We start from the raw sequence: 18,793 nt of genomic DNA, 5'->3' as shown, positions 1-18,793 counted from the left end.
GCAACTATGCCGACTTATACCGATTCTCCCCTGGCTCGACGGATCGTGGGATTTGCATTCCTGGTCGCCATATTCGGGCTGACGATCTGGGTGTTGTCGCCTTTTCTCGCTGCCCTGGCCTGGGCGGGGATCCTCGCGTACGTGACCTGGCCGCTCCATCAGTGGGTATGCCGCCGGATGCCCGGACGCGACAATCTCGCCGCGCTGCTGATGACACTGGGGGTGACGGCGGCCCTGCTGCTGCCGCTGGTGTGGGTGATGTTCACGGTGGCGGCCGATGTGGTGGCGGCCTCGGCGACGCTCAAGCAGTTCGCCGTTCATGGGCTTCCGCCCTTGCCCGCCGGGGTGCGAAGCTGGCCGGGCGGGACGTGGCTGGTCGAGCAGTACCAGCGCGTCCAGGCCGATCCGGCATGGGTACATGCGCAGTTTGATGCGCTGGGCCTGACCAATTCGGTCGCGTTGAGATCCCTGGTAGGCGGTGTCGGCCGCAATGTGGCGAAATTCGGTCTGGCGGTGTTCGCGCTGTTCTTCCTGTACCGACACGGCGTCAGCGTGCTGGCGCAGTTTCGCGGCGTGGCCACGCGCTGGCTGGGCGAGGCGGCGCGCGGCTACATCCAGGCGGTCGGCGTGACCGTGCGGGCCGTGGTGTTTGGTATCGTGCTGACAGCGCTGGCACAGGGTACGCTTGCCGGCCTCGGTTACTGGGTGGCGGGGCTCGCCGCGCCCGCGCTGTGGGGGGTGATCACCGCCCTGGTGTCGCTGATTCCTTTCGTCGGCCCGGTGGTCTGGATCGGGCTGTCCCTGACCCTCCTGGCCAACGGCGAGACCGGTGCGGCGCTGGGCCTGTTCCTGTGGGGGGCGCTGGTGGTGAGCTGGATCGACAATCTGATCCGTCCGCTCGTCATCAGTGGCCCGACGCAGATCCCGTTCCTGCTGGTCTTTCTGGGCGTGTTGGGCGGACTTCATGCCTTCGGCTTGATCGGGCTGTTCCTGGGCCCTGTGCTGCTTGCGGTAACGGTCGGGATCTGGCGTGAATGGCTGGGACATGCGCGTCCGGATTGAGGTTGAGGTATCCTTGCCAGTCACTTGATCGTAACGCCCATGAATCCCGCCAAAGACCGGTTATTCGCGCGTCTGGCACTCAACGTGCTGGGTGTGTTCGAGGCCATCGGCCTCATCGTCATCACGCTTGCCACGCTGGTCGCTGGCGTGTTCGAGGTCAATGCCATGATCGCGGCCCGAACGGTGGCGCTGGGCGACCTGCTGCTGCTGTTCCTGTATCTGGAAGTCCTCGCCATGGTGGGGGTGTATTTCCGTTCCGGCCAGCTGCCGGTGCGCTTTCCCATTTACATCGCCATTGTGGCGCTGGCACGTTATCTCGTGCTCGACATGAAAAGCCTCGATGCATGGCGGATGCTCGGCGTGACTGCTGCGATGCTGTTGCTGGCCGTTTCCGTGCTGGTGATTCGTTATGGTCATATCCGTTTCCCGTATGACGAAAATCCAAAGGACAGAGAGTCGCAACCATGAATACCAAAATGACCTATGCCGGCTTCTACAACGACAAGCACGGCGTCACCATGCTGGCGCGCGTCGTGCTCGACGGCTGGCTGTTCGGCTTCATCCCCGAGAGCGAGGATTGCGCCGGCTGGCAACTGGGGCAAATGCAGGCCTTGACGGAAAAAATCGAGGCCGAGTGGGACAAGTACGGCAATCTGCCCAGCCGCCTGCCGCCCGATCTGCGTGAGCGCCACACCACCCTGTACAAGATGGCCACGGAACGCGCGCGTGAAATGGGCTGGGATCCCGAGCTCGGCGAAGACGAGTAAACCCCGGCGGGAATGATCCTGCCGCCTGCCAACCTGCCTGCCGCCCCCCTGATGGAACTGACCCCCCCGTTGTTGCAACTTGCCACCCAGGCGCTCGATCTGGTGCTGGATTTCAATCGCCCGGCCGATGCCGTATTGTCGGCGTTTTTTCGCGAGCACAAGAAACTCGGCTCGCATGACCGTGCGTTCGTGGCCGAAGCCGTATTCGGCGTATTGCGGCGCTATCGCTATCTGTCGGTGGTGGTGCCCGCGGCCAATCCGCGCACGCTGATCATCGCCTGGCTGATCAAGATGCGCGGCATGAGCGGGGCGACGCTGGAGAAATTCGCCAAGCCCGAATTGATCGATCACATTCGCAACGCCAAAACTGACGGCTTGCCGCTGGCGATGAATGCGGAGTTGCCCGATTGGGTAGTCGAGAAACTGCAGGCGACGATGGATGATGCTGACATCCTTGCGCTTGGCCGTGCCCTGCAGCAGCCGGCGCCGCTCGACGTGCGGGTCAACGCCCACAAGGCCGGCCGCGACGCCGTACTGGCTCAGTTGCGCGAGGCTGGCTTCAAGGTCGAGGCGACACCGTATTCGCCGTGGGGCATCCGCTTCAAGGATCATCCGGCGATCAATCGCCATCCGCTGTTTCTCGACGGCAGCCTGGAAGTGCAGGACGAGGGCAGCCAATTACTGGCCTTGTTGCTAGGGGCGCGGCGCGGCGAGATGGTATGCGATTTCTGTGCCGGTGCAGGCGGCAAGACGCTCGCGATCGGCGCTATGATGGCCTCGACCGGCCGTTTGTACGCGTTCGACGTGGCGGAAAGGCGGCTCGCCAACCTGAAGCCGCGGCTGGCGCGTTCGGGCCTGTCCAACGTGATGCCGCAGCTGATCGCGTCGGAAAACGATACGCGGGTGAAACGGCTGGCAGGCAAGCTCGATCGCGTGCTGGTCGACGCACCGTGTTCCGGCCTCGGCACCCTGCGCCGCAACCCCGATCTGAAATTCCGCCAGTCGCCCGAGAGTGTGGTGGAACTGACCCGGAAGCAGGCGGCCATCCTGCGCGCAGCGGCGAAGCTGCTGAAACCGGAGGGCCGGTTGGTCTATGCCACGTGTAGCCTGTTGCCGGAGGAAAACGAGGTCATCGTCGAGACGCTGCTGGCGGAAGGCGGATTTGTCCTGTTGCCGGTCAATGAACTGCTGGCGCAGAACAAGATCGATCTCGATACGGGCGCCATGCTGAAGCTGTCGCCTGCCGTGCACGGAACAGACGGTTTCTTCGCTGCCGTTCTGACCAAGGCCACTGCTTGACCCACCCGGGCTTTGCAGTTATCAATGCGGCGTTCCCCCCGGCCGTTCGAATAAGCTGACATGGCAGATTTGCCCTTCCATCCCGATACGCTTGGCACCTTGTGCGGCCTGTTCCGTGCGCGCGTCGCGGCAACGCCGGATCAGGTGGCCTACCGCCAGTTCGACGAGGTGCGCAATGCCTGGGTAAGCTTCACCTGGGTGCAGGTGGCGGCCGAGGTGGCGCGCTGGCAGGCTGCGCTGACGAAAGAGGGGCTGGTTCCCGGCGACCGCGTAGCAGTGATGCTGAGAAACAGCGTCGAATGGGTGATTTTCGACCAGGCCGCACTGGCGCTGGGCCTGGTCACGGTGCCTTTGTATCTCGATGACCGCCCGGAGAGCGCCGCCTACATCCTCAATCATTCCGGCACCAGGCTGCTGCTGGTCGAAGGCAAGTTCCAGCACAAGAAACTGGCCGAAATCGCCGGGTCGGCCACGACCCTGCAGCACATCGTCAGCCTGACTGCGCCGGAAGGCGGCCTGGTGGACTGGAGCACGCGTTTCGTGGTGGCGGCCGACTGGCTGGCTGCCGCAGCGGGCACCCCGGTGCCCGAACGTCATCTTACCCCCGACCTGCTGGTCAGCATTGTCTACACCTCGGGCACCACGGGGCGCCCCAAGGGCGTGATGCTGACGCACGACAATCTGTTGTGGAACGCGTTCTATGCCTCGCAGTGCGCCGATTTCGACCCGCACGAGGTGTTTCTGTCCTTTCTGCCCATGTCGCACACGCTGGAGCGCACTGGCGGCTACTATCTGCCGATGCTCGTCGGTGCAGAAGTCGTCTATGCGCGCTCCATCGCCCAACTGGCACAGGATCTGCTGGCCATTCGCCCTACCGTGCTGATTTCGGTGCCGCGTATCTACGAGCGCGTGTATGGGCGCATCCAGGACAGCCTGGAGAAGAAGGGGATCCTGGCCAGGCTGGTGTTCAGGCTGGCGGTGCGGGTCGGTTGGCGCCGCTTCGAGTGCAGTCAGGGACGTGCGCGATGGAGCCCGGAACAGTTGCTGTGGCCGGTGCTCGACAGACGGGTAGCGGGCAATGTCACGGAAAAGTTGGGTGGCCGGCTACGGTTGGCGATTTCGGGGGGGGCCGCACTCTCGCCGGAGATCGCGCGCACGTTCGTTGGCCTGGGCGTGCCGATCATCCAAGGCTACGGACTGACCGAAACCAGCCCCGTGGTATGCGTCAACCGTCCAGAGTCCAACATTCCGTCCAGCATCGGCCCGCCGCTGCCGGGCATTGAGGTGAAGATCGGCGACAATGACGAGCTGCTCACACGCAGCCGCTGCGTCATGCGCGGCTACTGGCAGGACGAGGCCGCCACCCGTGCCATGATCGACAGCGAGGGCTGGCTGCATAGCGGCGATCAGGCCACGATGGATGCATGGGGCCACTACCACATCACCGGGCGCATCAAGGACATCATCGTGCTCAACAACGGCGAGAAGGTGCCGCCGACCGACATGGAATCCGCCATTCTGCTCGACCCGCTGTTCGAACAGGTGATGGTCGTTGGCGAAGGCAAACCCTATCTGGCTGCGCTGACTGTGCTCAACGAGGAACATTGGCAGGAATTTGCCGCGCATCTCAACGTCGATCCCCGCCATCCCGGGGCTTTGCGCGATCCCAAGGTGATGAAGGCGCTGACCCACCGCGTGGCGCACCATCTCAAGCATTTTCCCGGCTATGCCCAGATTCGCCGGCTGCATCCCGAGCTCAAGCCATGGACGCTGGAGGACGGCCTCCTGACCCCCACCCTCAAAATCAAACGCAACCAGGTGCTCGACCGTTACCGTGCAGCGGTCGAGGCCATGTATGCTGATTTCGCACGCTGACCACATAAAACCGATTAGGGAGATACTTCATGCCTTCGTTTCCTCGTAAACAACTGATGCTCGGCCTGGCACTGGCCGGATTCGCCGACCTGAGCCAGGCGGCCGGCTTTGCCTTGGTCGAACAGAACGCCAGCGGCCTCGGCAATGCCTATGCCGGCCAGGCCGCCAGTGCGCAGGATGCCAGCACGATATTTTTCAATCCGGCGGGTATGACGCTGCTGCCCGACCGGCAGCTTGTGTTGGCCGGTCATCTCATCAAGCCGCAGGCCAGGTTCAACGGAACCGTCAGCCCTGCGATCGGGGGCGGCAATGGCGGCGATGCTGGCGATCTTGCCTTCGTGCCCAATGCCTACTTCGCCTTTCGCCTGACGCCGGATGTGCATCTCGGAATCGGGATGAATGCGCCGTTCGGCCTGAAGACCGAATATGACAGCACCTGGAAAGGGCGTACCGAGGCGATCAAGTCCGAACTCAAGACGGTCAACCTCAATCCCTCGATTGCCTGGAAGGCGAGCGAGTCGCTGTCGTTGGGCGCCGGGCTGAGCATCCAGTATGCGGAGGCGACGCTGACTAACTTCGCTGGTGCGCCGGGCACGGTCAAAGTCCGCGGTGACGACTATGGCTGGGGATTTAATCTGGGCGTGCTGTGGCAACCGGGCGAGGCGACCCGGATTGGTCTGGCTTACCGCTCGGAAGTCGATCACACCCTGGAAGGCGATGCCACATTCAGTGCGGCGGCGGCGTCGAACGGTGGGGTGACGGCCGATCTCACCCTGCCGGATTCGGCTTCCCTGAGCTTGTTTCACAAGCTGAACACGCAGTGGGATCTGCTGGCCGACGTCACCTGGACCGGCTGGAGCGATTTCAAGGAATTGCGCATCGTGCGCAACAATGGTTCGACGCTCGGATTGACTACCGAAAACTGGGACGATACCTACCGTTATTCGCTGGGCGCCAATTACCACCTCAATGACAAGGTAATCTTGCGCGGTGGCGTGGCCTACGACCAGACGCCCGTGTCCGATGCCTACCGCACGGCGCGCATTCCTGACGGCGACCGCACCTGGATCGCGTTCGGCGGGCAGTATCACGTGTCTGACCGGAGCACGCTCGACTTCGGATACGCCCACCTCTTCATCCGGGATACGCGCATCAACAAGACGGAAAGCGGCGTGACGCTCAGCGGAACCTACGAAGGCGCCGTCGACATCCTGTCGGCGCAGTTTACCCACAACTTCTAAGCGGAGACTGCGTCCGTATGGGCGTCTGCTTGGGGGCGCGCGCAGGCCGCTATAATCCGGTTCACCTTGTTCCCGTACGACACCTTTGAATCAGCCCGTCCCCTTTGACAACCTTCTGACACGCCTGATCGACGACAGCAAGAACGTCGATCTGCTGTGGCAGGTGGGCGTGCTGGCGGCGTGCGCCCTCGTGGCTTGGGGTGTGATGCGCTTGATCGCCCCCTTTCTCGCGAAAACCAATACTGTCTGGCACGCCGGCTTACGCAGGGTGGGGTTTCCGCTCTTCATGCTGCTGGTGTTGCTGCTCGGGCGCGACCTGGCCCATCACTGGCTGGCCAATACCCACCTGCTGAACCTGGCCGTGCCGCTGTTGCTGGCTCTGGCGGGCGTGCGGCTGGTGATCTATGCGTTGCGTTATGCGCTCAAGCCGCGCGAATCGCTCAAGCTGTGGGAGCGTACGGCCGCCTGGCTGATCTGGAGCGCGTTCGCACTGCATATCACCGGCCTGCTGCCGCGCATCCATGCGGCCATGGAGGCGCTCTCGTTCCAGTCGGGCGACCATCGCTTCTCGCTGTGGCTGCTGTTCCAGGCTGCGGCGGTCATCGTAGCGGCGCTCATCATTGCGCTGACGCTGGCGCGTCTCGTCGAGAACCGCCTGATGGGCATCACGCAGATGAATCTGTCGTTGCGCATGGCCTTGTCGAAAGCTGCGCGTACCGTGCTGCTGATTCTGGCCGTGCTGGTGGCCTTGCCGGCAGTAGGGATCGATCTCACGGTGCTGTCGGTGTTTGGCGGGGCGCTTGGCGTGGGGATCGGCTTCGGTTTGCAGAAAGTCGCCAGCAATTACATTTCCGGATTCATCATCCTGCTTGACCGTTCGGTACGCATCGGCGATCTGGTGACGGTCGACAACAAATATGGCCAGGTCAGCCAGATCAATACGCGCTATACGCTGTTGCGGGCGCTCGATGGCACCGAAACCATCGTCCCCAACGAAACGCTGATCACCCAGACGGTCGTCAACCATTCGCTGTCCAAACCCAACGTGCGGATCGCATTGCCGATCCAAGTATCCTACGATACCGATCTGGAGCAGGCCGAGGCCTTGATGCTGGAGGCGGCGAACAGTCATATCCGGGTGGTGCACGATGAGCCGGACAGCCCGCCCAGGGTGTTTCTGAAAGAGTTTGCCGATAATGGCATTCTTCTGGAACTGGCTGTATGGATACGCGACCCCAGCGAGGGACAGAACAATCTGCGTTCGGACATCAACTGGGCGATCTGGCGACGTTTCAAGGCTGCCGGCATCGAGATCCCCTTTCCGCAACGCGTTGTTCATATGGCTTCCCCCTCTCCTATTGATAATAATCCTTGATTTTTATGGGGTTTGTCCGTAAATTACAGGATGCTATTGTCCTTTTTTGGAACTCTGAACCATGCAATTAGGCTTGTTGGATTTACCCTGGTGGGGATATGTGCTGGTCGCGCTCGGCCTGACGCACATCACCATCGCCGCTGTCACCATTTTTCTGCACCGCTCGCAGGCGCACCGCGCCGTCGATCTGCACCCCATCGTCAGCCACTTCTTCCGCTTCTGGTTGTGGATGACCACCGGCATGGTCACCAAGGAATGGGTCGCCATCCACCGCAAGCACCACGCCAAGTGCGAAACACCCGATGATCCCCACAGCCCGCAGACGCGCGGCATCAAGAAAGTCTTCTGGGAAGGCTCCGAGTTGTATCGCGCCGAAGCCAAGGTGGCCGAGACGCTTGAAAAATACGGCCATGGCACGCCCGACGACTGGATGGAGCGCAATGTCTACAGCCGCCATTCGGCCGCAGGCATCTGGTCGATGATGGCCATCAACCTCGCGCTCTTCGGTCCCCTCGGCCTGACCATCTGGGCCGTGCAAATGGCATGGATCCCGATCACCGCCGCCGGCATCATCAACGGCATCGGCCACTACTGGGGCTACCGCAACTTCGCCAGCGAGGATGCCAGCACCAACATCGTGCCGTGGGGCATCCTGATCGGCGGCGAGGAATTGCACAACAACCATCACGCCTACGGCACGTCGGCGCGGTTGTCGAACAAATGGTACGAGTTCGACATCGGCTGGCTCTACATCAAGCTGATGTCCTATGTGGGCCTCGCCACCATCCGCAAGGTGGCGCCGACGGTGAAATGGCTGCCGGCCAAGCCGCTGTGCGACCTGGACACCCTGCAGGCCGTCATCACCCATCGCTACGACGTGATGACACGCTTCGTGAAAAGCGTGCGCGCGGACAGCAAGGCCGAGATCGCCAAGCTGAAGGCCGGCGCGAATCTGCCGCAGAACTGGAACTTCGACAGCTTCCGCCGCTGGCTGCACAAGGAGCCGGCCGAACTGGCTGCATCCGACAAGGCCGAACTCGACACGCTGTTGGGCAAGAGCGAACGCCTGCAAACGGTCTACCGCATGCGCCAGGAACTCGCCGCCATCTGGGGTCGTTCCACCGCCAGCCGCGAGCAGCTGCTCGACCAATTGCAGGCTTGGTGCAAACGCGCCGAAGAAAGCGGCATCCAGTCGCTGAAGGATTTCTCGGTACGCCTGCGCTGTTATGCCTGATGCCGAACGGGTGGCCTGCGGGCCATCCCGTCGGTCGCCAATAAAAAACCCGCCGATCGGCGGGTTTTTTATTGGCGACCGAGACTGAATTACTTCAGCTTGGTTTCCTTGTACATCACATGCTTGCGAGCCTTGGGATCGAACTTGCTGATCTCCATTTTCTCGGGCATGGTCTTCTTGTTCTTGGTGGTGGTGTAGAAGTGGCCGGTGCCCGCACTGGACTCCAGCTTGATCTTTTCGCGTCCGCCTTTAGCCATGATCGTTCTCCTTAAACCGCTTCGCCGCGGGCGCGGAGATCAGCAAGAACGGACTCGATGCCGTTCTTGTCGATGGTGCGCAGGGCAGCATTGGACAAACGCAGACGAACCCAGCGGTTCTCGCTCTCGACCCAGAACCGGCGGTATTGCAGGTTGGGCAGAAAACGACGCTTGGTTTTATTGTTGGCGTGGGAAACGTTGTTCCCGACCATGGGCTTCTTGCCCGTAACGATACATACGCGAGCCATGACGCTGCTCCAGAATTGAGGGTTAACCGGTGGGGTTAACAATATGGGTTAACCCGAGAACCGCGATTTATATCACAGCTCGCAAGTACGAGGCAAGTCCGGCGTCCCCTCAAAGTTGGCCCGATTCCATGAAAGACAGGGAAGACGTGCCCGCCACGATGAAGTGATCAAGTACGCGGACGTCCACCAGGGCCAGTGCGTCCGCCAGTTTCCGGGTGAGGCTGCGGTCGGCCGGACTGGGTTCGGCCACGCCGCTGGGATGGTTGTGCGCCAGGATCAGCGCCGCGGCATTGTGCGAAAGTGCGCGCTTGATGATCTCGCGCGGATAGACACTGGTTTGCGTCAGCGTCCCGCGGAACAGTTCTTCCACCGCGATCACCCGGTTCTGCGCGTCGAGGAACACGCAGCAGAACACTTCGTACTCCTTGCCGCGCAGGATCAGTCGCAAGTAGTCGCGTACTGCGCCAGGAGACGAGAGCGCGTCACCTGCCTGCATGTCTTCGGCCAGGGTGCGCCGCGCCATTTCCATCACGGCCTGCAGCAGCGCATATTTGGCTTCACCGACGCCTGGGGCTTCGCAGGCGGATTTTCTGTCGGCGCGACACAGGCCGCCCAACCCACCGAAGCGTTCGATTAGTTCTCGCCCGAGGTCGACCGCGCTTTTGCCGACGACGCCCGTGCGCAGAAAAACCGCGACCAGTTCGGCATCGGTCAGGGCCGTGGCGCCCTGCTTCAGCAGTTTCTCGCGCGGACGCGCGTCTTCCGGCCAGTCCCGAATCGCCATGACCCTTCCCCTCCCGTAGAATGTGCCATTTTCATGGAAAGCGGACAGGGAATCGAGACCGTGTCGCTGGCAGGCAAGAAAATCATTCTGGGGGTGACCGGCGGCATCGCGGCCTACAAGGCAGCCGAGTTGTGTCGCCTGCTGGTCAAGGCGGGCGCCGAGGTGCAGGTGGCGATGACTGCTGCCGCGCAGCAGTTCGTCACGCCGCTGACCTTTCAGGCGCTCTCCGGCCGGCCGGTTCTGGCGTCCCTGTGGGACACCGCCAGCGGCGACGGCATGGCGCACATTCACCTGTCGCGTGACGCCGACTTGATTCTGGTGGCGCCGGCCTCGGCCGATTTCCTGGCGAAGCTCGCGCACGGCCGCGCCGACGATCTCTTGACGACGCTGTGCCTGGCGCGCACCTGCAATCTGGCCGTGGCGCCGGCGATGAACCGCGAAATGTGGGCGGCGGCTGCGACCCAGCGCAATCTTGCGCAATTGCGCGATGACAGCGTGCAGGTGTTGGGGCCGGCTGCGGGCGAACAGGCCTGTGGCGAAACCGGTCTTGGACGCATGCTGGAGCCGGCCGACATCGAAGTCGCGTTGCACGGCCTGCTGGGAAAGGGCGTGCTGGCGGGCAAGCGGGTCGTGATCACAGCCGGCCCCACCTTCGAGGCGATCGATCCGGTGCGGGGCCTGACCAACCTGAGTTCCGGCAAGATGGGCTACGCGGTTGCCCGGGCCGCGGCCGAGGCGGGCGCCGAGGTGTGCCTGGTCTCGGGCCCGACCTGCCTTGCCATACCGGCAGGCGTGCGTCGGGTCGATGTGCAAAGCGCAGCCGAAATGCGCGATGCCGTCCTGCGCGAATTGCCGAGCGACGTATTCATTGCGGTGGCAGCCGTGGCCGATTACCGGGTGGATGCGGCGGCATCGCAGAAGATCAAGAAAAGTGCCGCGGGCCTGACCCTGAATCTGGTGGCCAACCCCGACATCCTGACTGAAGTCGCCGCCTTGCCCGACGCGCCGTTCTGCGTGGGGTTCGCCGCCGAGACCGAACGCCTGGCCGAACATGCCGAGGCCAAGCGCCTGAAAAAGAAACTACCGCTGCTGGTCGGCAACCTGGCGCAGGACACGCTCGGCCAGGACAGCGCCGAGTTGGTGTTGTTCGACGATCAAGGCCGGCATCCGCTCTCGCGTGCCGACAAACTCTCCCAGGCGCGCCATCTGGTTCGCCATCTCGCAACCCTGCTCAACTGACGAAATTCCGACGAAAATGAAGATGGATGTGAAGATTCTCGACGCTCGCCTGCGCGATCAGCTGCCGCATTACGCTACGCCGGGTGCTGCCGGACTCGATTTGCGTGCCTGTATCGATGGTCCAATCGTACTGGCGCCAGGCGAAACCCAGCTGATTCCGACCGGCATGGCGATCCATCTGGCCGATCCGGGTTATGCCGCGCTGATCCTGCCGCGCTCCGGTTTGGGCCACAAGCATGGCATCGTGCTGGGCAACCTGGTGGGGCTGATTGACTCCGATTACCAAGGCCAGCTCATGGTGTCCGCCTGGAATCGCGGGCAACAGGCGTTCGAACTGACGCCAATGGAACGGTTAGCCCAGCTCGTCATCGTCCCGGTCATGCAGGCCGAATTCAACGTGGTGGAAGCGTTTTCAAGCAGCGAGCGCGGCGAGGGCGGATTCGGCAGCACTGGCCGACAGTAGTGTCGGAAATTTTTACATATCGGTAAAAGACGCACCCGGCAGGCGGGCCTGCCGGGTGCGTGCACATCAGGGCATGGAATTTGCTGCATCAAGACCATGTCGGCGGGTTGCCTGGAATCTGGGCGCCTGTCATTGCGGAGAAACAAATACTAAGAGGTTGGAGAGCCGGCTGGCGCAGTCATGCCCCATACGTCGATATCGCGGTTTGGCCTAATCCTGGCTGCAGCGTTGGTGCTGCTGGCCGGGCTCGTCACATCCGTGATTTTTCTGACGCGGCCGCAGGCACAAACGGCGCCTGAGGAACTGGGCAAGCCGGTGATGGCGGCGCAGATCGAGTTTCTTGCCGATGCCATGAAGCGCAGTGCCGCACGGATCGCGGCGCATCCGCAGACACTGGCGTGTTTTGCCAGCGTGTCGCCGGACGTGTGTCAGGCACAGGCAGCCAACCTGCAGGCGCTAAACCAGGATGCGACTGTGCTGTTCGTCACGGAAGGCCAGCGCCAGTTGCTGCCTGGCTTCCTGCCGGGCGACACGCGGAAGCTGTTGGCCAACGCTGGGCGTGGCAGTAGCGGGGCGACCGCCACCGCCACCTTCAACCTCTCGCTCTCGCATCCGGTAACGGGGGCCGACGGCAAGCGGCTCGGCTATGTCATCGTCGAGCAGAGCGTGCCGCAGTTGCAGGCTCTGTTTGATACCCTGCCATTGCCGGACGCCGCCGCCTATGCCGAATTGCAGCAAAGCGGGGGTGGCGATTCCGCCATGGTGCTGATGCGACGCGGCAACCAGGCGATCAAGCGGAACGTCCGTCCCACCCTCATCGCGCTGGCAGGCACGCCCTGGCAGATTGCCGTATGGCGTCCGATCACGCCGGTGGTCGAGAGCGTCGCGCCCTACCTGCTGGGCTGGCTGGTGGCCAGTCTGGTCATCGCCATCCTGGTGGCGGCCACCATTCTGGCGGTCCGTAACCGGGTTGCCGACAATCTGCGCATGCTGGTGAAATTCACCAATGACCTCCGCCAGCAGCGGTTGCGCGCCGATTATCCGGTCAGCCTGGCGGAGTTCCAGACACCGCTCGAGACCATGCTGAAACTGGGCAAGGTCATGCTGGGTAAACAGAAGGAAGTCTCCTCGCAGGCTCGGATCGACCATTTGTCCAAGGTGAACAACCGACGCAGCTTCGACGAGAAGCAAAAGGAGTTGTTTGGCACGCTGAAGGACGGCTGGACCCACAGCCTGTTGATTCTCGACATCGATAATTTCAAGCAGGTCAACGATACCTTCGGCCACGAGGCGGGCGATCAGCTCATCATCAAGTTCGGCAATGCGCTGAAGGCCTGCCTGCGCAATAGCGATTTCATCGCTCGCCTGGGCGGCGATGAATTCTGCGTGGTATTCCCCTACACGCCGCTTGATCGGGCACAGGAACTGGCGGAGCGCCTGCGCGCCAAGATGCCGGAAAGCGTCGAGCTCATTCCGGGCGTGACGCAGAAGCTGTCGTGGAGCGGCGGCATGTCCGAATTCAGCCGTGATGACCGCGAGGAAAACGAGGCGCTGGCACGCGCCGATGCTGCACTGCTGGAAGCCAAGCGCGGCGGCCGTAACGCCACGCGGGTCAGGGCCGCCGCCTGAGCGTGGCTGTTGCCGTTTTAGCGGCTATACAGCCACGGCCTGCCCTTTATGCCCTTCAGGGTGCTCGCGGGTAGAGTGCGGCCGCCAGCAGGACGATCCCCAATATCCCCCACAGCGCCAGTACCGGCGTATTGCCCCAGCGCACATACGGCGTGCTGCCGGCGTAGCCCTGAATTGCGCCGGCGAGGCTGCCTGCAGTGAAAAGCGGCAGGCTGGCCAGCACCCGGCCTTTCGCATCGATGATTGCGGTGAGGCCGGTGTTGGTCGCGCGTAGCATCATGCGCCCGGTTTCCAATGCCCGCATCTGCGACATCTGCGCGTGCTGCCAGGGTGCCAGCGAATCGCCGAACCAGGCCAGGTTGCTGACGTTGACCAGCACACTCGCTTCCGGCAGTTGGCGGATGATTTCCTCACCGAACACGTCCTCGTAGCAGATGTCGGCGGCCACTCGCTGGCCACCGATGGCGAGCGGGCGCTGGTCGATGGCGCCGCGTGCGAAATCGGAGAGCGGGATGTGCAGGACCTCGATGACCCACCCCCATACCTTCTTCAGCGGGATGTATTCGCCGAATGGCACCAGGTGCACCTTGCTGTAACGCTGGCTAGGCGCGCTGCCGAAACTGACGACGCTGTTGTAGTAGGCACCATCGAGCGAGCCCGTCGGCAGACCGGCCAGCACGTCGCCGCCGTTATGCCGGCCGAGCGCGGCCAACTTGTCGCGATAGGCGTCCGGGAGCGCGGACTCGAACAGCGGCAGCGCCGTTTCCGGCAATACGATCAGGCGCGCGGGCGAGGCTGCGGCCATGCGCGCGTAGCTGTCCAGCGTGGCGCGGGTTTTGTCGGGTTGCCACTTCATATCCTGGGGGATATTGCCTTGCAGTAGCGCCACCGACGTCGGCGCGCCGTCAGGCGTGGTCCATTGAATGCCGCGCAAGGCCTGACCACCGACCCCCAGCGCCACGATGGCCGCCGCCGCCCAGACGCGTGACACCGGCGAGGTGCGCGGCGTCATACTCCATGCCAGCAGGCCTGCGATCAGCGCCAGCAGAAACGAGATGCCGTACACGCCGACGAGGGGGGCATAACCGGCCAACGGGCCATTGGGCACTTGCGAGTAACCCGCAACCAGCCAGGGGAAGCCGGTGAATATCCAGCTGCGACTCCATTCCGTCACGCTCCAGGCAAGCGGAAGCAGCAGCACGGTCCTGAGCGCAGGTGTGTGACGCCACCCGGCCTGCAGTGCGCCGACTGTCGCCGGAAACAGCGCGAGGAATGCGCAGAACAAAAAAGTGGCGAGCCCGGCCAGCCACATGGACATGCCGCCGTATACCCACAGGCTGACAAATACCCAGCTCACGCCGGCAAGGAAAAACCCCATCCCCCAGGCCAGGCCGATCAGAAATCCGGTCCGCCTGGACGGAGTGCGCGACAGTTGCGCGAACAGCACGGCCAGGCTCAGGATGGGCAAGGGCCAGAATTCAAACGGCGCGAATCCGGCGACGGCCGTCGCGCCGGCTAGCAGGCTGAGAAGCAGCGGCAGGAAGGAGGGGCGGCGCATGGCGGAACGCTTATCCGCCATACAGGTCGCCGCGGCTAGCGGGGTGCTTCAAAGTCGATATGGCCGTCGATCACTGTGTAGCGTACCCGGCCCTGCATCGGATGATCGAGGAAAGGGGTGTTGTCGCCCTGGCTGGCCAGGGTTTTGGGCGTCACGATCCATTCGGCGGACTCGTCGAATATGCAGAGGTCGGCGTAACCACCGACCGACAGGTTGCCGCCGGATACGCCGAGAATTTGTGACGGCTTCCAGGAAATCAGGTCAAGCGCCCGCATCAGCGGTACGCCCATCTCGCGTGCCCATTTCAACGTCAGCGGCAACAGCAGTTCGACGCCCGAGGCGCCCGGGGCCGACTCGCCGAAGGGCACTTGCTTTTCATCCTCGTCGACTGGGGTATGGTCGGAGCACAGGGCGTCGATGGAGCCATCTCGCAGGGCTTCGCGGATGGCATCGCGGTCGCGCAGGCTTCTGAGCGGCGGCACCAGATGCAGATGCGAGTCGAAACTGATGAGGTCGTTTTCCGATAGATGCACATGCGTGCAGGCCACATCGCAGGTCACGGCGAGGCCCTGCGCCTTGGCGGCGCGCACCATGGCAATACTCTCGCGGGTTGACAAACGGGCAAGGTGGATACGTGCGCCGGTTTCGCGCGCCAGTTGCAGTATGGTTGCCAGCGCCACCGTTTCGGCCAGCGCCGGGATGCCGGGCAGCCCGAGGCGCGTCGCCACGGCCCCGTCGTGTGCGACGCCACCGCGCGCCAGTGTCACGTCCTGCGGCCGCAGCCACAGGCTGAAGCCGAAGGTGGCGGCGTATTCCATGGCGCGCAGCAAGACCAGCGTGTCGGTCAGCGGCGCATCGGCCTGAGTGAAGGCGCGGCAGCCGGCCTCGGTCAATTCGGCCATCTCGGTGAGCATCTGGCCTTCGAGCTTCTGCGTCATCGCACCGATCGGGTATACGCGCGGTCCAGGAAGATTCCGTGCCCGGAATTTGAGCATCTCCACCAGCCCCGGCTCATCCAGCGGCGGGTCGGTGTCGGGCGGACAGGCGAGCGAAGTGATCCCGCCCGCGGCGGCGGCGAGCATTTCCGATTCGAGCGTGGCCTTGTATTCGAAGCCGGGTTCGCGCAGCCTGACCGACAGGTCGACCAGGCCGGGGCAGACGATCAGGCCGCTGGCATCGAGCGTGCGGTTGGCGTGGAAGTCGGCGGGTCCCTGGCCGATGGCAACGATCTTGCCTGCCGCAATGAATATGTCGGCGATCTCGTCGCGTTCGCTCATCGGGTCGATCACACGACCGTTCTTGATATGAATCTTCATGCGTTCCCCGTCCCAGCCAGCATTGCCATCACCGCCATGCGTACCGCGATGCCATAGGTTACCTGCGGCAGGATCACCGACTGTGGGCCGTCGGCGACTTCGGACGCGATCTCGACTCCGCGATTCATCGGGCCAGGATGCATCACGATGGCATCTGGCTTGGCGAGCGCGAGTTTTTCCGGCGTCAGGCCAAAAAACTTGAAATATTCCTGCGCGCTGGGCAGGCGCGCACCTTTCATGCGCTCGTTCTGCAGGCGCAACATGATGACCACGTCGCAGCCGGCGAGGCCATCTTCCATATCGTGGAACACCTTGACGCCCATCTGTTCGACCCCGGTAGGCAACAGGGTTTTTGGGCCGATGACGCGGACTTCCGGCACACCCAGTGTGGTCAGCGCATGGATCTGCGACCGCGCCACGCGCGAATGCAGCACGTCGCCGACGATGGCCACGGTCAGGTTGTGGAACTCGCCCTTGTAGCGACGGATGGTGAACATGTCGAGCAAGCCCTGCGTGGGGTGCGCGTGACGGCCGTCGCCCGCATTTACCACCGAGATGTGCGGCGCCACATGTTGCGCGATGAAGTGCGCCGCCCCTGATTGCGAGTGGCGCACGATGAACATGTCGGCGTGCATGGCGGCAAGGTTGTCGACGGTGTCGAGAATCGCTTCGCCCTTGGTCTGGCTGGAGGTCGCGATGTTGAGGTTGACGACGTCGGCGGACAGGCGCTTGGCGGCGATTTCAAAGGTGGTGCGGGTGCGTGTCGAGGGTTCGAAGAACAGATTGAAGATCGATTTGCCACGCAGCAGCGGGACTTTCTTCACCTCGCGTTCACCCACGTCCATGAAGGACTCGGCGGTATCGAGGATTTGCATGATGATGGCGCGCGGCAGGCCGTCGAGGGTCAGCAGGTGCCGCAGCCTGCCGTCTTCAGTGAGTTGTAGGTTCATGCAAGCGTGAGCGTCAGATGGCCATCGTCGAGGCGGGAAAGGTTGATGTTCTGGTGGTCGGGCACGGTGATCGTCAGGCCGGCGAAATCCGGGCGGATCGGCAACTCGTGGCCGCCGCGATCGACCAGGACAGCCAGCCGGATCGATGCCGGACGGCCGTAATCGAACAGTTCGTTCATCGCCGCGCGCACGGTGCGTCCGGTGTGCAGCACGTCGTCGACCAGCAGGATGGCGCGGCCTTCGAGATCGAAGGGCAGGTTGGAGGGCTTGACCTGCGGGTGCAGGCCGATGCGCGAAAAATCGTCACGGTAGAACGAAATATCGAGCGTGCCGAGCGGTTGGGCGCACTGCAGCAACCCGTGCAGGCGCTCTGCCACCCATACGCCGCCGGTATGGATGCCGACGATCAGCGTGTCGGGCGTGAGGGTGGGGGCGATGGCATCGGCGAGCCGCGCGATCAGTGTGTTGGCATCAGGCAGTGAGGCGTGCATCGAAAAACCCTTGCAGTATGAGTTGAGCGGCGACGGCGTCCGTCAGCGCCTTGTTCTTCTTGCCGTGGATGCCGCGCGCATGGAGCTCGGATTCGGCTTCCGTGCTGGTGTGGCGCTCGTCCACCAGAAAAACCGGGAGATTGAAACGGGATTCTAATTTGCGCGCAAAGTTTCTCGCCACCCGTGTCATGTCATGTTCGCTGCCGTCGGCGTGGGTGGGTAGACCCAGTACCAGCAAAACCGGCTGCCATTCGGTCATGAGCTTGCCGATGGCGGTGAGCCGGGCATCGGTCGAGTCGGCCTGAATGACAGTGAGTGGATGCGCGATCCCGATCGACAGATCGCCCGAGGCCACGCCGGTACGTTTCAGACCCAGATCGAGGGCCAGCACCGTGCCGTGGGTATGCTCCGGATTCAAGCGTGCCCGGCTTCTTCTGACAGGCTGGCGAAGTCGATGCCCAGCAGCTTCATCGCGGCAGGCAGACGTTCTTCCGGGGCCAGGTCGAAAATCACCTGCGGATCGGCTGCCACCGACAGCCATGCATTCTGCTTGATCTCGTCTTCCAGCTGGCCGGCCGACCAGCCCGCATAGCCCAGCGATACCATGAATTTTTCCGGTCCCGCCCCCTGGCTCACGGCTTCGAGCACGTCCTTCGAGGTGGTGAGGCTGACCGCGTCGTTGACGGTGAGTGTGGAGCTGAAGGTGAGCGGCGGCGTGTGCAGTACGAATCCACGCTCGGTCTGCACCGGACCGCCGAAGTACACGGCGTTGTGATGCAGGCGCTCCGGCAGCGACAGCCCGATCTGCTCGAACAGGGCCGACAGATCCAGGTCGATCGGTCGATTGACCACCACGCCGAGCGCGCCCTGGTCGCTGTGATCGCAGATATAGGTCAAGGTGCCGTTGAAATTGGGGTCGACCATGCCGGGCATGGCGATCAGGAAGTTGTGGGTCAGGTTGACGGTATCCATGGTTGCGTTCCCATTGTAATCTGCCTCAAATCC

The 18,793-nt window shown here is 63.0% G+C and carries 20 protein-coding genes; 11 read left to right on the top strand and 9 right to left on the bottom strand.

Annotated elements, in window-relative coordinates:
* Positions 1-45: 45 nt before the first annotated feature.
* The 8 genes from B058_RS0104765 (at position 46) to B058_RS0104730 (ending at position 8,853) form a co-directional block, all read left to right on the top strand.
* Positions 46-1,062: an AI-2E family transporter gene (locus B058_RS0104765; RefSeq protein WP_018507341.1), complete on the top strand. Its 1,017-nt coding sequence runs from the start codon at positions 46-48 to the stop codon at positions 1,060-1,062.
* A 39-nt stretch (positions 1,063-1,101) separates the two neighbouring features.
* The gene (locus B058_RS0104760; RefSeq protein WP_018507340.1) at positions 1,102-1,530 is read left to right on the top strand and encodes a phosphate-starvation-inducible protein PsiE; all 429 of its coding nucleotides are present in this window, start codon (positions 1,102-1,104) and stop codon (positions 1,528-1,530) included.
* The gene (locus B058_RS0104755) at positions 1,527-1,829 is read left to right on the top strand and encodes a hypothetical protein (protein WP_018507339.1); all 303 of its coding nucleotides are present in this window, start codon (positions 1,527-1,529) and stop codon (positions 1,827-1,829) included. Before B058_RS0104760 ends, B058_RS0104755 begins: the two co-directional genes overlap by 4 nt.
* Before the next feature lie 51 nt (positions 1,830-1,880).
* Positions 1,881-3,128: an RsmB/NOP family class I SAM-dependent RNA methyltransferase gene (locus B058_RS0104750; RefSeq protein WP_051082042.1), complete on the top strand. Its 1,248-nt coding sequence runs from the start codon at positions 1,881-1,883 to the stop codon at positions 3,126-3,128.
* 60 nt (positions 3,129-3,188) lie between these two features.
* The gene (locus B058_RS0104745; RefSeq protein ID WP_018507337.1) at positions 3,189-5,003 is read left to right on the top strand and encodes an AMP-dependent synthetase/ligase; all 1,815 of its coding nucleotides are present in this window, start codon (positions 3,189-3,191) and stop codon (positions 5,001-5,003) included.
* Between the two features lie 29 nt (positions 5,004-5,032).
* Positions 5,033-6,244: an OmpP1/FadL family transporter gene (locus B058_RS0104740; RefSeq protein ID WP_040723298.1), complete on the top strand. Its 1,212-nt coding sequence runs from the start codon at positions 5,033-5,035 to the stop codon at positions 6,242-6,244.
* Positions 6,245-6,329: 85 nt separating this feature from the next.
* Entirely contained in the window at positions 6,330-7,619 is a 1,290-nt protein-coding gene (locus tag B058_RS0104735; RefSeq protein ID WP_018507335.1) for a mechanosensitive ion channel family protein, read from the top strand.
* Positions 7,620-7,680: 61 nt separating this feature from the next.
* A complete protein-coding gene (locus tag B058_RS0104730) occupies positions 7,681-8,853 on the top strand; it encodes a DesA family fatty acid desaturase (protein ID WP_026240643.1) in 1,173 nt (390 codons plus the stop codon).
* Positions 8,854-8,942: 89 nt separating this feature from the next.
* Here the strand turns inward: B058_RS0104730 and rpmG are convergent, their stop codons facing one another.
* The 3 genes from rpmG to radC form a co-directional block, all read right to left on the bottom strand.
* Positions 8,943-9,110 (bottom strand): 50S ribosomal protein L33, encoded by a 168-nt coding sequence (rpmG, locus tag B058_RS0104725; RefSeq protein ID WP_018507333.1) that lies wholly within the window; start codon positions 9,108-9,110, stop codon positions 8,943-8,945.
* An 11-nt stretch (positions 9,111-9,121) separates the two neighbouring features.
* Positions 9,122-9,358 carry a 50S ribosomal protein L28 gene (gene rpmB / locus B058_RS0104720; RefSeq protein WP_018507332.1) on the bottom strand — a complete coding sequence of 79 codons (237 nt, stop codon included), beginning with the start codon at positions 9,356-9,358 and terminating at the stop codon, positions 9,122-9,124.
* 109 nt (positions 9,359-9,467) lie between these two features.
* Positions 9,468-10,142 (bottom strand): RadC family protein, encoded by a 675-nt coding sequence (radC, locus tag B058_RS0104715; RefSeq protein ID WP_018507331.1) that lies wholly within the window; start codon positions 10,140-10,142, stop codon positions 9,468-9,470.
* Positions 10,143-10,175: 33 nt separating this feature from the next.
* Between radC and coaBC the strand changes: the two genes are divergently transcribed.
* The 3 genes from coaBC to B058_RS0104700 all read left to right on the top strand — a co-directional run bounded on the left by coaBC (position 10,176) and on the right by B058_RS0104700 (position 13,473).
* Positions 10,176-11,381 (top strand): bifunctional phosphopantothenoylcysteine decarboxylase/phosphopantothenate--cysteine ligase CoaBC, encoded by a 1,206-nt coding sequence (gene coaBC, locus B058_RS0104710; protein ID WP_018507330.1) that lies wholly within the window; start codon positions 10,176-10,178, stop codon positions 11,379-11,381.
* A gap of 22 nt (positions 11,382-11,403) precedes the next feature.
* Complete coding sequence (dut, locus tag B058_RS0104705; RefSeq protein ID WP_018507329.1) at positions 11,404-11,844, top strand: dUTP diphosphatase; 441 nt, start codon at positions 11,404-11,406, stop codon at positions 11,842-11,844.
* 180 nt (positions 11,845-12,024) lie between these two features.
* Positions 12,025-13,473, top strand: coding sequence for a GGDEF domain-containing protein (locus tag B058_RS0104700; protein WP_026240641.1), 1,449 nt, complete (start codon positions 12,025-12,027; stop codon positions 13,471-13,473).
* Positions 13,474-13,528: 55 nt separating this feature from the next.
* Here the strand turns inward: B058_RS0104700 and lnt are convergent, their stop codons facing one another.
* The 6 genes from lnt to B058_RS0104670 are packed head-to-tail and all read right to left on the bottom strand — an operon-like array spanning position 13,529 to position 18,760.
* Complete coding sequence (lnt, locus tag B058_RS0104695) at positions 13,529-15,052, bottom strand: apolipoprotein N-acyltransferase (protein ID WP_018507327.1); 1,524 nt, start codon at positions 15,050-15,052, stop codon at positions 13,529-13,531.
* A gap of 14 nt (positions 15,053-15,066) precedes the next feature.
* Complete coding sequence (locus B058_RS0104690; protein WP_018507326.1) at positions 15,067-16,347, bottom strand: dihydroorotase; 1,281 nt, start codon at positions 16,345-16,347, stop codon at positions 15,067-15,069.
* Positions 16,344-17,297, bottom strand: coding sequence for an aspartate carbamoyltransferase catalytic subunit (locus tag B058_RS0104685; protein ID WP_018507325.1), 954 nt, complete (start codon positions 17,295-17,297; stop codon positions 16,344-16,346). Before B058_RS0104685 ends, B058_RS0104690 begins: the two co-directional genes overlap by 4 nt.
* Complete coding sequence (pyrR, locus tag B058_RS0104680) at positions 17,294-17,788, bottom strand: bifunctional pyr operon transcriptional regulator/uracil phosphoribosyltransferase PyrR (RefSeq protein WP_018507324.1); 495 nt, start codon at positions 17,786-17,788, stop codon at positions 17,294-17,296. Before pyrR ends, B058_RS0104685 begins: the two co-directional genes overlap by 4 nt.
* Positions 17,769-18,206, bottom strand: a complete 438-nt coding sequence (ruvX, locus tag B058_RS0104675; RefSeq protein ID WP_018507323.1) for a Holliday junction resolvase RuvX — start codon at positions 18,204-18,206, stop codon at positions 17,769-17,771. Before ruvX ends, pyrR begins: the two co-directional genes overlap by 20 nt.
* Positions 18,203-18,760: a YqgE/AlgH family protein gene (locus B058_RS0104670; protein WP_026240640.1), complete on the bottom strand. Its 558-nt coding sequence runs from the start codon at positions 18,758-18,760 to the stop codon at positions 18,203-18,205. The genes ruvX and B058_RS0104670 overlap by 4 nt, the downstream gene beginning before the upstream one ends.
* Between the last annotated feature and the right edge of the window lie 33 nt (positions 18,761-18,793).

The organism is Thiobacillus thioparus DSM 505 (assembly GCF_000373385.1).
Lineage (GTDB): Bacteria > Pseudomonadota > Gammaproteobacteria > Burkholderiales > Thiobacillaceae > Thiobacillus > Thiobacillus thioparus.
Note: the sequence above shows the minus strand (reverse complement) of the source record. Positions and strands in the feature narration are given on the sequence as shown.